Here is a 15484-nt window from a genome sequence, read left to right as displayed (position 1 = left end):
CCTCCTAGATTACTTCACTTCATAAAATTGTTTTTCGAGCAGTTGACCATGTGCATCGTATGCACGGATGGTAAGCACGTCACCAGAGAGGAGACCGTTCATTCCTAGTGAAAACTTATTGTTCGATTGGCGAATCAAAACTTTTTCGGGCAAGTTGTCGAGTGCCACTGTTGTTTTGGCCACTTCACTTTTCCCTTGAACGATGATATTCGTAGCCAAAATGTTGAAATTAGCACTAATCGTTTGGATGTGCGTGCCTTGTAACTGGAATTTCATTGTGACTTCCTCTTTAAGCTTCTGACCTTTTACGGATGCAAAGCTTTGTGGGATGACGAGTGTGTATTCTGTCCCAAATAGATATGGATTTATCGGTTCTACTATAATTTGCGTTAAATCAGCCGATATTCTAATAGAGGCTTCATGTTTCTGATTATTAGTAGATGTTATGTAAATAGCATTTGGATCTACCGGCTCGTTGACTTTGTCGCTAAACGAGATTGTCCAAGTTTTCATTGGATCGGTGATGGGTTTGAAATCAAAGGTTTTAGCACTCGCGGGTTCAATCCAAAATAGGAAGAGGGTTGCAAGTAGTACTAGTGTCGTTATTTTTTTTAACATGTACGTAGACTCCTTCTTAAATTTTAGTAAATCATCGTGTTGCTGAACAATGAGGTGGATTGGTAAAATTGTAGTTTCTATAATAGTTATCGGAAAGGAAGAGAAAAAATGAAGGTACATAAGCAAATTACATTATTTTTAACAGCATTATTAGTGGCTTCGATTGTCTGGATTCCGACAATTGGGCATGCAACTACGGAGTATAGTTATGGAAATCAAAGCTGTGGGGTGGACCGAGGGATAGATGTGATATTTGTCATCAATGATTCTCCTGCGATGATGGCGATTAACATATCCTCTAATCTGACTTCAAATGATGGCTATATTTCAGAATCGGTTAAATATATCCAATCATTACCGAAAAATGATCGGATTGGTGTCATTGGATTTAATGATAAGGCAGCCAACTACCTATCGTTATCAACAAACCGCTACGATACAGTTGCCCAGATGAATAAATTCCTGACTGCTGGTCCGAATACAGCGGGCGGTAATGATTTAAGTACAGGGATTGAAGCAGCGCTTGATGAATATGCAAAAAGACCGAGCACAAATGAAAAATCAATTATTATTATGACAACTGGTTTTTCGGTTAATAACTCGAAATCACTGGAATTGGCACAACGAGCTTATGAGGAACAAGTTACGATTCATGTCTTTGGTTTTGGCTCCATAGTAGACGTAGATGAAACGAGTTTAACAAAAATCGCAAAGAATACCGGCGGGAATTATTATAATGCACCTCGTGCGACTGACTTGGCACGTGATTTAGCTGGATTGAGGTCGACGGTTAGTGGGTTTGTTGGTCGAGAACAAAATAGCAACTGGACATTAACGAATGATGTAATTGAACCAAGTGGATTACTTTTACACGACAATGTCAAAGTGGATTTGAATGGCTATAAATTGGAAGTGAAAGGTGATCTTGTCCTACAGTCTTGCGCAGAATTGCGCGCAGTTAGTGGTGTGATCACAGCTAATAATGTAGAGCAAAAATCAGGTTCAGCGATTTATTTGAATAATAGTCAGTTAGACGTGAAAAATATTTTTACCCAAAATGGTCTCTTGCGTGTGAACGGGAACTATGGTGGTGTGGCGACTCCGGAAGTAATCGTCAACAACTTCGACCAAAAAATACGTGGTGTAGTTGAGTTGACTGGACGTACACTTCATGCGAAGGGCAATTTTGATCAAGAAGGTCGTGTTCAGGCAGGTGGCGGATTGCTAAAAGTAGCTGGTAACGTCACGCAAAAAGGGTTTTTTAATTTACAAAAAGGCAAGCTGTTTGTGGAAGGGAATTTGTTCGTTAACGGGGATACGTTAAAAGATGATGCCTTTACGGAAAATCGTTCATTGAACGTTGATGGAGGGCTTGTGCAAGTTGGTTCTGCTGAGTCGATGGCAATCACGAGAGAAAAGGGTAATATACGACAATCAAGTGGTCAACTATTCGTCAATCATGGAACGGTTAATGTATTTGGTGATTATTCCATTACGGATGGTTGGTTAACGATGATTGAAGGATCTATGGATACGACAGCGGCTGACTATGGGGAAGGCGATGGTGATTTTGTCCATGTCTACCGTGATTTTTCAATGTCGAGCCCACGTAATCATGCGAAAATGGATTATATTCATATCGGTAAGCCACAGCATGACCAGGGTCATTTAACAGACGGTGTGTTACGCATTGATGGTAACTTTACACAACTGGGTGACAAGCGGTTCCACGACAAGTATAGTGATCGCTCTCAAAATTTTGTAGAGGATTACAGTCGCTTGAACTTTAGTGCAGCTGGTAGACATAAAGTGTTGTTAACGGGTAAAGGAAAAGTCAGTGTTCAAGGTAATGGTTTTACGTTTAATATTTTAGAGGTAAAAGACAAGCTGTCAGATTATAAACTAAATGGTCCAGTGAAACATAAAAAACTTATTGAACGTGCTGTTGCGGCTAACACGAAGTTAGCAAGTTTATCTATTAATGGTGTTAATGTCTTCAATTTCAATCCGAATGTGACAACTTATTACGACCACTATGTTCCGGCAGGTAGTCTTACAGGTGGTGCTTACACATTGCAAGTGGATGCGCGGGCGGAAGATCATCGCAACGCGAAGGTCGAAGTGGTGAATTCAGTTGTGACAAATGGTAAGTCGGAAGTGAAAATACTTGTTACGGCACATGATGGCACGACTGCTATCTATACGGTTCACGTTATAGTGGGTGATGGATCAGATGGCAGGGTGACATCAGTTGTCCTTCAGCAAAAAGAATTATCATTCTTGAAAAAGGATAATGGTAGCTTTAGCCCTGAGAAAGCGACAATTGACTATACGGTTTACCCAACCAATGCGAAGAACCAACAAGTCATTTGGTCAAGTACCAATACAGCTGTTGCTACTGTATACAATGGAATTGTCACGGCAGTTGGTGTAGGTCAGGCCTCCATCATCGCCACGACGATGGATGGCAAATTCTCCGATTCGGCAAATGTTACCGTATTGCAACCAAATGACTTGTTAGCAGGTATTAAAACATTTGCAGATCTTGTGAGTGATAATAACCGTTACAATCAAATAATGGCATTATACAATCGAGATGACATTGGTATTGTTGTGCCAGGTAAGTATATCCAAAATTTGGAGTTCGCGAGTAACTCAACAGGCTATTTAATAAGTGGTACAATTATGCTAGATTCAACCGTTAAACGAGTGGATGTTCGAGTCAATGGACAGTCATTACCAGTGCCAGAACCGGCTGATGGGAGGGCAATCTTTAGTCGGGCAGGTCTGACGATTAATGATTATATTGAAATCATTGCCTATAATGCAGCGGGGGACAAATTGGAGCAGATTGAAACGTATTATCCGGTAGGGTTTGAGTCAGGTGATATTGTTCCATTTGGTTTCTATTCGATTCAACGATTATTAGAGAATCCTAGTCTATTGGAGTTAATACTAGACCGCTATGCATTGGAACAGCTACCGTTTACTCACGGCCTAAGCTCTGAATAACGAACAAAGGGGGCAGAGGGCACGATTCGTCGTGCCCGTTCTATTTATGAGGAATTTAAAAGTATTTGTATTGTTAAGTCTGTTTATGTTGTTATTGCCGGCTACACTGGCGCATGCGGTTAGCAAACCTGTTGTTGGGGTTTCTACGGTTTATATGGAAAAAGCCGGAGCAGTTAATCTATCTGTCTTTATAGATAGTGATGAACGAATTGCGGGTGGCTCTTTTGACGTGGTTTATGATCCGACATTGTTGACGGTGAAGGACAAGGCTGTGAAGGAGGGGACTGTATGGTCCAACCAGCTGAAGGCCATCAATAGTGCGGAGCTTGGCAAAGTATCCGTGGCTTGGGCGCAGGCAACTGGCGTGTCGATGAAAGGGACTGTGATAGAATTTCCAGCTACTGTTATAGCAGCCGGTGCCGGTTCCACGATGAATCTGACGTTGAAAAATGTGAAGTTATTTGATGCACAAGGCAATGAAATTTCTGTACAAGTGTTGAATGGGCAGGTTAAACCGTTTACTGGTGATGTGAAAGCACATCCGGGTACTGTCGAAGTGAACAAGGAGTGGACTATTCGTTTAAGCACTCCTTATAATCCAGCAACGCTTAATAATCAGACTGTTACTGTAAAAAGAGGTACAACAGTTGTTGAAGTGACTGTCAAGCCGATTAACGCGACATCATTCAAGATGACGCCGAAAAATCCTTACGCTAAGGGCAAGCATACGCTGGAAATTACAGACCAACTTCGCTCAGAGCATGGTGGGAAATTGAACAAACCTGTGCGGCATGAATTTACGGTTAAATGAGGAGGGATAGTATGAATAAGAAACAACTGAAATTGGGATGGACATTCTGTATGGCATTGTTTTTAGTCGTATTGTCCGGATTCACCGTACATGCTGCGACAGGCCCGACGTTAGAAGTGGGCGAGACCCGTTCGCTTGGCGATACAGTCAGAGTGCCTATTACGATTTATAAGACAGCGAATTTGACTTCCATTGATGCGACGGTTTCATTGCCGACAGATCAAAAAGGTATTAGGTTGAAAAGTTTTGAGCCAGCTGGCATTTTTGCAGGCACGCAATACCGTTCAAGTCCTGATATTTCAGGTAACACATTAAAGTTTGATTTTTTATCCCAAACAGTAAAAGAACCTACATTGGGGAATAAACCAACCGTTATTGGGTATATCACCTATACGCTGACGCCTGAATTTGAGGCGGGTCAATCTGCTCGGTTAGAAATTGGTGAAATACGGGCAAAAGGCCGTGCAGATGCCGATTTATTGTTTGAACCGTTACAAGGTAAAATCGAACGCAAACTGCCAATCGGTGGCGTTATCAGTGATAATGGACCGAGTGCTGCTGCTGCAATACGTATTTTACAGCATGTTAATGGTAGCGATTTAATTACAGAAAAAGAAATGTGGTTATCGGCAGATGTCGATGGCAATGGTAAGTTGAACCAAGATGATGCTCAGTTGATTTTAGATTATCTGGCAGGTATCACGACTTCATTCCTAGCGATTGAGACAGTTGAGTTAGATAATGCAGCAGTGGGTAGTGAGTATGAGGAACAAATATCGGCCAAGCACGGAAGGGAACCTTATGAATTTAAAAGTAAAGGCTCACTACCTTCAGGGTTGAAATTAAATCCACAAACGGGTGAACTGACAGGGGTAGTGAAAACTGCTAAAAACTATCAGTTTACGATTCAAGTGACAGATGCCGTAGGAAACATAGCTGAACGGGCATTTGCCGTTGACGTCATTAACTCGGATATCATCGCTGTTGAAAAACTAGGCATGATTAACGTTAGTCAAGGCGGGCAGGCTAATCTGCCGGGGAGAGTATTGGTTACCTATAAAGATAAATCGACAGGATACGAATCAGTAACTTGGGGTGATGTAGATACGATCGAACTGGGTGAACAGGCGGTTAAAGGTATTATTGGTACTAGCGGATTTACTATAACCATCAAAGTGAATGTCGTCAATGAAAACTATGTCAATGGCATTAGTATCAAAAAAGCATCATTCCTAGACCTCCATACAGTCGTTATCCATACAGTACCGGAAGTATATGGCGTGACGATAAATGGCACGGATATGCTTTACGAAGGCAATAATGAATATAGTTCGATTGTTACGGGCATACCAAGCGGTGCAAATATTACGTTTGTATTGAAAGATAAATACGGTAACGTACTTGAAACAAAATCACAAAGTCTACTACCAAATTAACACAGAATAAAGCTCGGTACACATACAATTGTATGTGCTTGCCGGGCTTTTTTACTGTTTATAGGTGTTGAAAGTGGGTCGCGTGCGAACTAGACAACACACGGTCGAAAGTAAGCAACGTTCCGCGGTAAACAACGTTTCGTTGGAAGTGAACAACATATCATCCGAACTAAACAACGCCGCCGAAAGTAAACAACATATCGCCCGAACTAGACAACGTTGCGCCGGAAGTAATCAACATATCCCCGAAACTAAACAACAACAAAAAAAGTGCAACCCATCAAACAGGTTGCACTCCAATCCATTTCTTTCATTTACCTTTTAGTCATCTGAACACGTTTTTCGCCGACCAACTCACCTTTAGCATTGTAGGCAAGGAAGACGCCTTCTTGGAGCAGGTGGAAATTGTTGATTTCATAAGTTCCCTTTTTAAGAGCGAAGTAGCCTTGAGCTAAATTTCGATTGGCTAATTCATAATCGATGTTACCTTCGGATGAATTGAAACGTAAGACGACGCGGGTGATTTGTCCACAGTTGTCGCTAACATACGTATTCATAAAGAATTCATTTCCTACGGTTTCAAGCGTAGGTGATGTGAATACTTGGCTGGACAGCGTACAAGTTGGACCAGCTGGGATGTCGCATGTAATGGCGGAAAGGATGGACTGGTAGGCGGCACCCAATTCACTACTTTCTGCTACATGATAATAATGACCACCCGTATCCTTAGCTAACTGTTGTAATATTGCTTCGTTTAGCTGCTTTTTATTGCCCAAGCCAATGGTGTAAATTTTGATGTTTTTCTGTTTGGCTTCAGAAATTATACTCAACGTTTGTTTTGCATTTGATTTCCCATCGGTGAGTAGTATCGCTACTTTCGGTGCATTGCCAGGCGTGAATTTATCGAATGCAACTTTTAGTCCGCTTAAAATATTCGTACCGCCTGATTGCTCTACATTTCTCAATGTGGGTTCTACATTAATTACTGTATTAGCATCAGGATATAGTAATCTACCTCTTGAATTGAATTGTGCAGCAATATTTCTTTGTGCATTTAGCGCCGTCATCAGCTCTTGTGATTTCGTAACACGTGCGCCCGATGGATCGCTAGCTCTCATACTGCCGGAAGCGTCAAGGACAAACGCAATTTCTGGCACTGTCGAGCTACAAGTTGTATCTGCTTGTAGAGTTGGCTCATAAAGTACATTTATACGTTGTGGTGTGTTTGCTACAGAGGAAAGCACATCTCTATAGTTCGGATCCACAACCTCGAATTCCGCAGTGATTTCATCCGCAATCGAGTAGGTCGTATTTGGAGAGGTGATGGTTGTAAACGCTATTCCATTCGAGAACCACACATACTCATTAGTTAACGTAGTACCTTGAGCAGAATGGAATCGAACGCGTCCAGTGTAGCCCTGAATGGTTTGTCCACCAGGAGCGACAACGGTTGCTTTCAGTGTGGCTGTTGCCCCGTTAGCCGGTAGCGTGCCATTGAATGCTGTAGCTGTTGTGGTGTGAGGGATTATCTCAAGCCGTAGTTCTGCTTGTGGTGCATAATCCAGGTTCACTGTAATGGGCTTGTTATCACAGTTTATGTTGGACTGGTTCAGCTGGAATGTCAGCGTGTCCGTGCGATATTGACTGGATCTAGGTGCAGTGACTTTGACAATCATATCGGGTCCATCTGTCATGTTCACAGCACTTGTACCACTCGGTCTGTTGTTAGCTTCAGCCTGAGCTTCAGCTAAATAGGTACGTGCAGCTACTGCTTGTGTTACGGCAATAGTTGTTAAGCGTTCAGTTTCAGCTAAGCCTTCCCGTGCTTTTATGACATCTTGTATAGTACCAACGATGTTTCCGCCAGTGGGGCCAATAGGTTTATCTAATACGGATTCCCAGTATTTTAAATTGATTTCCGCGTTATTAACATCATTTCTTGCCTTTACCAACTGAGCCTCAGCTGCCTCAGCATTTGATATAGCTAGCTTTAGATCATATTTTGGTGGAATAGCAGTTTGAGCACTATCTATTGTTGCACCAAGCGCTGATTTGACTGTGAACGACAGCGAGTCCCCGTAGTCAATCGTCCCGCCGTTTGTACAGCCTTTCAATGAGACGGTAACAAATGTCGAATCAATCCCATTAGCAATTAATTTTGGTTTGTCAACATCAATATCGACAGCTACATTTGACACAGGAGGAACAGTCGGCTGTGTGACGACTGGTGGTTGTGTAGTGACTGTTGGTGGCTTAAACGTCACCGATGTCCCCGTGCCTAGAAAAGCAGGTGGAAGTGTAATGGTTTTGTCATCGCTACCTGTCGCGCGATAGCTGAGTCCAACCATTTCGCAATTTCCTGCGTCTGACAAACGGTTTAGGAAAACAACGGCATCTGCCCGCGTCATGGAGAGATTGGCGCCATAATCTTTATAATCATTTTTACCAGTGGCGCCATTCGCCAAATCATTGATATACATATACTGAACGGCGCGTTGTTCGCTTAAATCGACTCCTTGGAAGGCAGCTGCAATACGTGCAACTTGCCCTTTGGTAATCGATAAATCCCGTGCTTTTACATTACTAGAGCCGTTAACAGGCATGTTTTTGGTTTGTAAGTAACGATAATTGTTAGCAGTAGATGCCTTGGAAGAATCTGCCGCTGAACAATCAAGTCGGATAAGCATATTGACAAATTCTGCTTCTGTTACCGTCCGATCCGGTATGAATATGCCGTTTGGAAAGCCTTTTGTGAGGCCTTCCTTATAGGCCCATTCAATGGATGAGTAGGCTGGGTGGTTCGTTTTTACATCTTTAAATGGGCTTGCTGCACTAACAAGAACAGGGAAAGCGGCTATAACAAACGCGAGTGTAAAGAAAAGAGCAATCGTCTTTTTTGTTAAATAAGTCATGTACCGTCGTCCTTTCTTTACTCAAAAAAGAGTATATCATCACGATAGTTTTGTTTTAAATCACTTTCCAGGAAATCAAGGAAACGCACAAGTAGTGCAGATGCCTGGGCTCTTGTTAGTGGATCATGGGGATTAAAACGATTGGAGTTATCTCCCGAGACAAATCCAAGTTCAGTTGCTACATAGACACTATCTTTTGCCCAACTAGGAATTTTATTGTTATCGACATAATTTGTTCTGTAGCCTGGACTTGGTGCCCGGCCCTCCATGCCTAATGCGCGGATAAGAATTGCCACGCCTTGTGCTCGGGTAATCGGCCCATCCGGGTTAAATAGATTAGGCGTAACCCCTGTGATAATTCCTTTTTCCACAGCACTTTCAATGTATGGATAATCAAGATCTTTCGCGTTTAAATCATTAAAAATGGCTTTTTTAGGTACCTTACTCTTTTTAGGTTGTTCCAATACACGAATATCCACAGCTTTTAATACACCGATTGTATACTGATAGCGTTGCATTGGTGTATTTGGCGAGAAAAATTGTGATTTTTCATCAAATACGCCTAGAGAATACAAGCGTTCAATATTATCTTTTGCCCAATGTGTTGATAAGTCGCGGAATTTTGGAACGATGAGTCGTTCAATTTTGGGTACGTTTTCTTGGGATAAATGAATTGTTCCTTTACCCGCACCATAAGGGATATCATACGTATACTCACCAATCATATTCGACTTACTGACGACAGCATGTCCGCCCGTAAAGCTGGATAGGGAGGGATTATGAGCTTCATATTGTAATGTTTTCGATTTGCTATCGGACACTTTACTTGTGACAAAAGCCTGTCCATATTGCGTCATAATTTCATTGTCCATGATTTGTGTTTCTGTGGCGCCCCAGAAGTTTTCATAGCCCATATTCCGACCGCTTACATGAACAGTAATATCCTCAAGCTTTTTTGTTTTATCCTTCGATGTTAGTTTATAAATTTTGCGTCCGACAATATTACCAGAATAATAATCTGAAGCAGGGCGGTTGTCGCTAACAGCCCCTTGCGAAAATTGATAATCATCTAATGTATAGGTGATTGCACCAACGGTAACTTTCTCAGAAAAACTTTTAATAGTTGTTTGGGCAGTTGTTTGTCCTTTATCCTCCCGTTTGTCTAGGTCAGATACGTAGACAGCACTACGAGTCAGTTTATCGCCCGCTAGACTGGTTAACGTCACTTTATAGGTAGATGTTAGTTGTCCTTTCCCTTCTTTTTCAGAGACAGTTGCTTTTCCCGTGAATTTGATAGGGTAACCTGTTAAAAAGAATACTTCTTCATACGTATACTCGTTTAGGACGCCGCCGTTGAAATCAGGCGGTTTTGCTTCGGCACGGGGTGCGATGAGCAGGAACGAGATGATCAGCGCACTCATAAAAATTGCTTGTTTTTTCATAAACTGTTGAATAGTGAATCATCCTTTTCTGGTGGAAGCGGATACTAGGTACCCGTTTCCACATAATTAATTGACCAACAGAATACGGCCTTTTACTTTCGATTCATGAAGCAGATAGAGACGGTCATTGACGCGTAAGTCTTTCGCAGAGATGACTTTACCGTCTTTGATAATCGTTGCTTGCTCAATATTCATACTTGAGATGAAGCCAGCTTCCTTCCACATACCATCCTGCCATTGGCTGACATTGCGGATTCGGATAATTGCAGGGTTGAATTGTGTAATACCCTCGATTCTACCGACAGAGACCATCGTTGCTGTTGGAGCAGTTGGTTCAATGATGTGGGCTGCAACGATTTGATTGTTTTCCACATAGAAATAACCGTATTTACCTTTGTTCGCATAGTCTTGCATTTCGTTTTGTTGTGGAATAATTGTTCGTATGGAGCCTTTTGAATCTTCTACAGCAATCGTATCGTTGCTGAAGGATAGTGCAGGCATTGACTCAGGTTGCCAGTAATTACTTTTCGATAACAGCATTGCGTTCGTAAGTGTTAGCTGGTAGGCATTGGCTGTGTGAATCTGACCGAAATAGATACCGTGATTCGTTAAATTCGGGCTTTGGAAGCCGTCATTCGAAATATGCACAACATTGGCGAACTCGCTTTGTTGGCTACCTTCTGTTGTAACGAAAGCTGTTCCGCTAGCTAGCAAACTATTTGCGTCAACTAAACGACCATTACGAATTAAAATGGTCCCATCATGATAACGAATGGGTCCTGCTTTTTGAAGGCCAATCAATTTGGAAGTCGTGTTAACGAACGTCATCGGTTCATAAAAAGTACGTTCATTCTTTTGTTTAATAACCATTTTTTCAATGACTTCTTTGCCGAACTGACCGACAGTGACGAAGTAAACGTCGTGATTGGCATACTGGCGAAGACGATCAGGTTGAATCAGTTTAGTGCCAACGTAAATTGGCGTTTTGGCCGAGTAGCTGTAGCTACTATTGCTAAAGCCATTGATGCCAAGTGCTGTATTGGGTTGCCATCTCCAATCCAAAAACTTTTGTTCATCTTTCATAATGACTTTGTTGCTTGTCGGTTCGATGCGTTGAATGGTCCCCTTGTAGAGAGCTTCAACTTTGATACCTTGTACGTTGATTTCAATGGAATGAATGGAGTTCGTATTATATTCAGAGAAATTCAGTTTCACTCGATCTCCTTCATACAACACACTTAAGTCGACAAATGTGGTTCCTTTGACAACTTCAGTTTGACTATTTAAATAGTAGGTTTTCGACTGTCCATTATCGAGTCGAATCGACAGGAACGTACCATTTGGGTCAATCTGATTGACAGTCCCTGTTACGACTTTATCGCGCTGTTCAATTTTTGCAGGGGCAGTTCCTGTTGAACCACGCATCGCTTTTACACGGCGTAAATTGATGTCTAGTTCGACTTCCATCCCGAACTTAAATGCATCGATTGTCGTTGAAACTGAATCGACAGAAAGAGTTGCAAACTTGTCAATCGACAAAGTCATCGTACGACCTTGTTCGTTTTTGATTGTGATGTTACTCAATCTTCTTTCCGTAAGGTTTTTGTCTATCTGCACTTCGTCATACGTGACGTTGACAAACGTTCCTATAACGGGTGAATCGGCCGAGACCGGATTAGCTAGGAAAAAGCTTGAAAAGAGTAAAACGAAAACAGCGATTAAAAAAGAGTTGTTTTTAAACAAATGTGAGACCCCCATTGTGAAAAATTCTACTAGCAGCATGAGCCTATGTATAATAGTAGGTTTATATCTAGTATATCGGAGTGAATGGCTAGAATGTTAGAGGGGAGTAGGATATAACTGATAATTTTCGGGGGGAGTTTGATAGGAATCGTAGAAAACAGAACTTTTTATGTAACACTTCTCTTATTATGACGTGATTTTTATATAAAAATTTTAGTTCGCCAATAACTTTAGCTGAAGTATAATAAGGGGTTAGTTGCACAAAAATTCCAATTAAATTATACTGATAATTAGGAATGAGCTGTTCTTTTTTAATCTAGTAATTAATAAAAACCTAACAAATTACTATGAATGAGCAACACCGAAAGGTAACTAGGGGACACGACAACACTACATGGGGGTTAAAAAATGAGGAAATCAAGTTATGAAAAAGCATTCAAAGCTATGTTGACAACAACAGTTGCAGCTGGGGCTTTTGTTGCTGTAGCGCCTGTAAATACAGAGGCGGCGACGTCGACGTTTTCTGATGTCAAGGACATCCCAACTCATCATTTTTATAAAGCGGTAATAAATTATACTGCAAAGGGCATGATGAGTGGCTATCCAGATGGCACATTCAAACCAGGCCAAAATATTACCCGTCAAGATGCTGCAAAGTTATTAGCTCTTGCACTAGAGTTAGATACAGTGAACGTCAAAAATCCAGGATTTAAAGATGTTAGCAAAACGAGCCCCTATTATGGATACATTGCAGCGCTTGTTGAGGCAGGCGTTATTTCGGGTTATGAAGATAACACATTCAAACCGAGCGCGAGTCTTTCTAGGGCACAAATGGCAAAAATCATTGTGCTTGGATTCGAATTCGAAGGAACGAAATCTGTCAAACTACCGTTTAGTGATATCAATGATAAGCAATGGCATATTGACTATGTCCGAGCACTTTATGCAAACGAAATTACAACAGGTACAACACCTACAAAGTTCTCGCCTAATGCACTTGTGACGCGTGGCCAAATGGCTTCATTCGTCTTCAGAAGTGAAGCGATGGTAGCGCCGAAACCGATCCCTGTAGATGTAGATAAAGTAGCAGTAGAAGTAGCACTCAACCAGTTAAAAGCCGGTACAGTAACTGTTTCACGCGGCAATGATGCAACGGATGCCAACAAACTAGCGGCCGTTCAAGCCTACGTCACTTCACTTGTTACTGAAAAAGGTGTTACAGCAAAAACGGTGGCAAGCACAACAGCTGGAAATTATGTAGTGACTTTAACAAAAGGACAAGCGAAAGCAGAAAAAACGATTGCCATCACATTTGGCTATGCAGCGGATGATCGTTTTGTTACCGAGGTGACAGCGATTAACGCGAAACAAGTTGAAGTTAAATTTGCAACACCTGTTATGAAGTCAACGATATTAAACACTTCAGGTGAAGTTCAAAATATGGCATTTACAATGGTCACGGGCGCAACAGTGAACCCCGGACAACTGAAAGGCTCATTGTCCGAAGATGGTAAAACGTTGACGATTACTGCGAATTGGGTCTTTGACGGCGAGTATGCGTTCAAATCAATGGCCACGATTAAAGCAGCAACCGGTGAAAAGTTTGAGGAGCATACTGCCATTGTTAAAGCGAATGATAAAGTAGCACCAAAACTTGTGTCAGGATCAGCGGCAGCGAAGACATCTACGAATTCTTTTGCTCTACTTTTCGACGAGCCAGTGAATGCCGCCGGAGTCGTCGCTTATGTCAATAATGGATCAGCAACTGTAGCTAATAATCCTACGAACCCAAATCGATTGGATGTCACTTCTAACATCCAGGTCATAGCGGGCACGACTGCCACAATTAAATTGACGAATGTTAAGGATTATAATAACAACCTTCTAACGCCAAATCCGTTGGAAACAACAGTGGCAATTTCCGCAGATACAGTGGCGCCAACTGTGACGAATGTAAATGTTACAGGAGAAAATAGAGTAGAGATTACGTACGATAAAAATATGAGTATTACTTCATTCGCGGGAAGAGCACGTCTGGTTTATTCGAACGGAACGGTGACAAACCTAACTGCGACGGCGGGTACTAATGCCAATACAGTGATTTTAACGGGTACAGGATTACCTGTTACTAATAATTATAATGCAATCTTATTTATTGATGCTGATGTAAAGGATACTGTCGGCAATGGTACGGCGCTTTATTCATCTAACATTACGCTAAGCAAGGATGTTATTGCACCTGTATTGACATCAGTAGAGTATAAGGAAGGCAAAATTGTTGCTAGTTTTACAGAGGATATTGTACTAGGTAGAAAGAACTCCGTGACAGTTATTGATCAGAAAACGGGGAAATCTACTCTGGTTTCCTTGAACTCTAGCAATTCAGTGATTACTACTAATACGTTGACAATTGCTGGATACTTGCCAAATGGAGCGTATCAATTGCATCTACCTGCTTATACAGTTGTCGATAAAGCGAGCACACCAAATCCGAATAAAACTGATATGCTGCCGTTTGGTGTTCAAAATACATTGTCTGCGGATAGCACTCGCCCCGTTATTGGCGCAATCAAGAGCAATCCAGCAATAAATGGAGCTGAGCAAACAGTCACTTATACTGTGACAGATTTTGATAGTGGCGTAAACTTGATCTCTTTGCAAGAAATGAATAACTATACATGGGACAATAGCCCATTACCATGGGGTTCTTTTGTGACAACTGATTTTACAGGGGCGGTAGATAAAGCGACAACTGTTACTGTCACAATCCATATCCCATCTACTGGAATTCCAGCAAGTAAACAAGCGCTATTCTCCATCAATAGCATTCGGGACAATGCAGACAACGCAATTGCATCAGCTGCAGTGGAAAGTATTTATCTATATGGCGGTTACCAATATGGTCCGGAATTGAGCCAGGCTTATATTGACGCTTATGGTACCTCATTAGTGCTTAGTTTTAATGAAGCTGTTCGGAATTTGGATGTGAACGATTTAGAAATTATGCTGGATGGTAAGCATTTAAACAAAAATGTAATTGCTTCAGTTGTTCCTGTCTACAATTCTAATGCAAATCCAAATGTATTTGTTACAGGTATCAATGCTTCGGTGGCCACGGTTAGTGGATCAAATCAAAGTATCTATTATTTGGATAATAACGGCAACGGGAACTATGATACAGATGACATCTATTTATATACTGGAAACTATTCTTCAAATGTAACGAATTCAATTCCAGTGAATTTAAACACTTTAGGTAATTTATCAGTCAAACTCATTCACGATAATAATTCACCCGTCCAAAATCACCAAGGGATTAATGCGATATTCGGTAATGTAATTAAGGTGAAATAGATTTCGTCATATTTTGATAGTGAAGTGCCTTCAGTTTGAAAGTCTGAAGGCACTTTTTATTATCAATTCGAAAAGCGGTAACTATGATGAAACGTGCAGATTGGTGTCTCACACAAGTAGAATACTGATATCTTTAGTCGGTTGGTCGCTATTTTG

8 protein-coding genes are annotated in these 15484 nt (G+C 41.4%); 4 read left to right on the top strand and 4 right to left on the bottom strand.

Annotated features, from left to right (window positions below):
* Positions 1-9: 9 nt before the first annotated feature.
* The gene (locus MKX62_RS03355) at positions 10-618 is read right to left on the bottom strand and encodes a hypothetical protein (protein WP_340740702.1); all 609 of its coding nucleotides are present in this window, start codon (positions 616-618) and stop codon (positions 10-12) included.
* 108 nt (positions 619-726) lie between these two features.
* Between MKX62_RS03355 and MKX62_RS03350 the strand changes: the two genes are divergently transcribed.
* From MKX62_RS03350 to MKX62_RS03340, 3 genes are read left to right on the top strand one after another with little or no spacing between them, the layout of a single operon-like run.
* Positions 727-3630, top strand: a complete 2904-nt coding sequence (locus MKX62_RS03350; RefSeq protein WP_340740701.1) for a VWA domain-containing protein — start codon at positions 727-729, stop codon at positions 3628-3630.
* Between the two features lie 31 nt (positions 3631-3661).
* Complete coding sequence (locus MKX62_RS03345; protein WP_340740700.1) at positions 3662-4441, top strand: cohesin domain-containing protein; 780 nt, start codon at positions 3662-3664, stop codon at positions 4439-4441.
* 11 nt (positions 4442-4452) lie between these two features.
* Positions 4453-5877, top strand: coding sequence for a putative Ig domain-containing protein (locus tag MKX62_RS03340; protein WP_340740699.1), 1425 nt, complete (start codon positions 4453-4455; stop codon positions 5875-5877).
* A 314-nt stretch (positions 5878-6191) separates the two neighbouring features.
* Here the strand turns inward: MKX62_RS03340 and MKX62_RS03335 are convergent, their stop codons facing one another.
* The 3 genes from MKX62_RS03335 to MKX62_RS03325 all read right to left on the bottom strand — a co-directional run bounded on the left by MKX62_RS03335 (position 6192) and on the right by MKX62_RS03325 (position 11974).
* Positions 6192-8789 (bottom strand): VWA domain-containing protein, encoded by a 2598-nt coding sequence (locus tag MKX62_RS03335; RefSeq protein WP_340740698.1) that lies wholly within the window; start codon positions 8787-8789, stop codon positions 6192-6194.
* Between the two features lie 17 nt (positions 8790-8806).
* Complete coding sequence (locus MKX62_RS03330) at positions 8807-10231, bottom strand: S-layer homology domain-containing protein (RefSeq protein ID WP_340740697.1); 1425 nt, start codon at positions 10229-10231, stop codon at positions 8807-8809.
* A 66-nt stretch (positions 10232-10297) separates the two neighbouring features.
* A complete protein-coding gene (locus MKX62_RS03325) occupies positions 10298-11974 on the bottom strand; it encodes a hypothetical protein (protein ID WP_340740696.1) in 1677 nt (558 codons plus the stop codon).
* 408 nt (positions 11975-12382) lie between these two features.
* Here MKX62_RS03325 and MKX62_RS03320 point away from each other — a divergent pair, with 408 nt between their 5' ends.
* A complete protein-coding gene (locus MKX62_RS03320; RefSeq protein WP_340740695.1) occupies positions 12383-15328 on the top strand; it encodes an S-layer homology domain-containing protein in 2946 nt (981 codons plus the stop codon).
* Positions 15329-15484 lie beyond the last annotated feature (156 nt).

The organism is Sporosarcina sp. FSL K6-5500 (genome assembly GCF_038005665.1).
In the GTDB taxonomy this organism is placed as follows: Bacteria; Bacillota; Bacilli; order Bacillales_A; family Planococcaceae; genus Sporosarcina; species Sporosarcina psychrophila.
The sequence above is the reverse complement of the archived record's forward strand: the minus strand, read 5'-3'. Positions and strand labels throughout refer to the sequence as shown.

What these genes read in the sequence shown, in the direction of transcription:
- MKX62_RS03355 (WP_340740702.1), bottom strand. Translation starts at nt 618, where the DNA reads ATGTTAAAAAAAATAACGACACTAGTACTACTTGCAACCCTCTTCCTA.
- MKX62_RS03350 (WP_340740701.1), top strand. Translation starts at nt 727, where the DNA reads ATGAAGGTACATAAGCAAATTACATTATTTTTAACAGCATTATTAGTG.
- MKX62_RS03340 (WP_340740699.1), top strand. Translation starts at nt 4,453, where the DNA reads ATGAATAAGAAACAACTGAAATTGGGATGGACATTCTGTATGGCATTG.
- MKX62_RS03335 (WP_340740698.1), bottom strand. Translation starts at nt 8,789, where the DNA reads ATGACTTATTTAACAAAAAAGACGATTGCTCTTTTCTTTACACTCGCG.
- MKX62_RS03330 (WP_340740697.1), bottom strand. Translation starts at nt 10,231, where the DNA reads ATGAAAAAACAAGCAATTTTTATGAGTGCGCTGATCATCTCGTTCCTG.
- MKX62_RS03320 (WP_340740695.1), top strand. Translation starts at nt 12,383, where the DNA reads ATGAGGAAATCAAGTTATGAAAAAGCATTCAAAGCTATGTTGACAACA.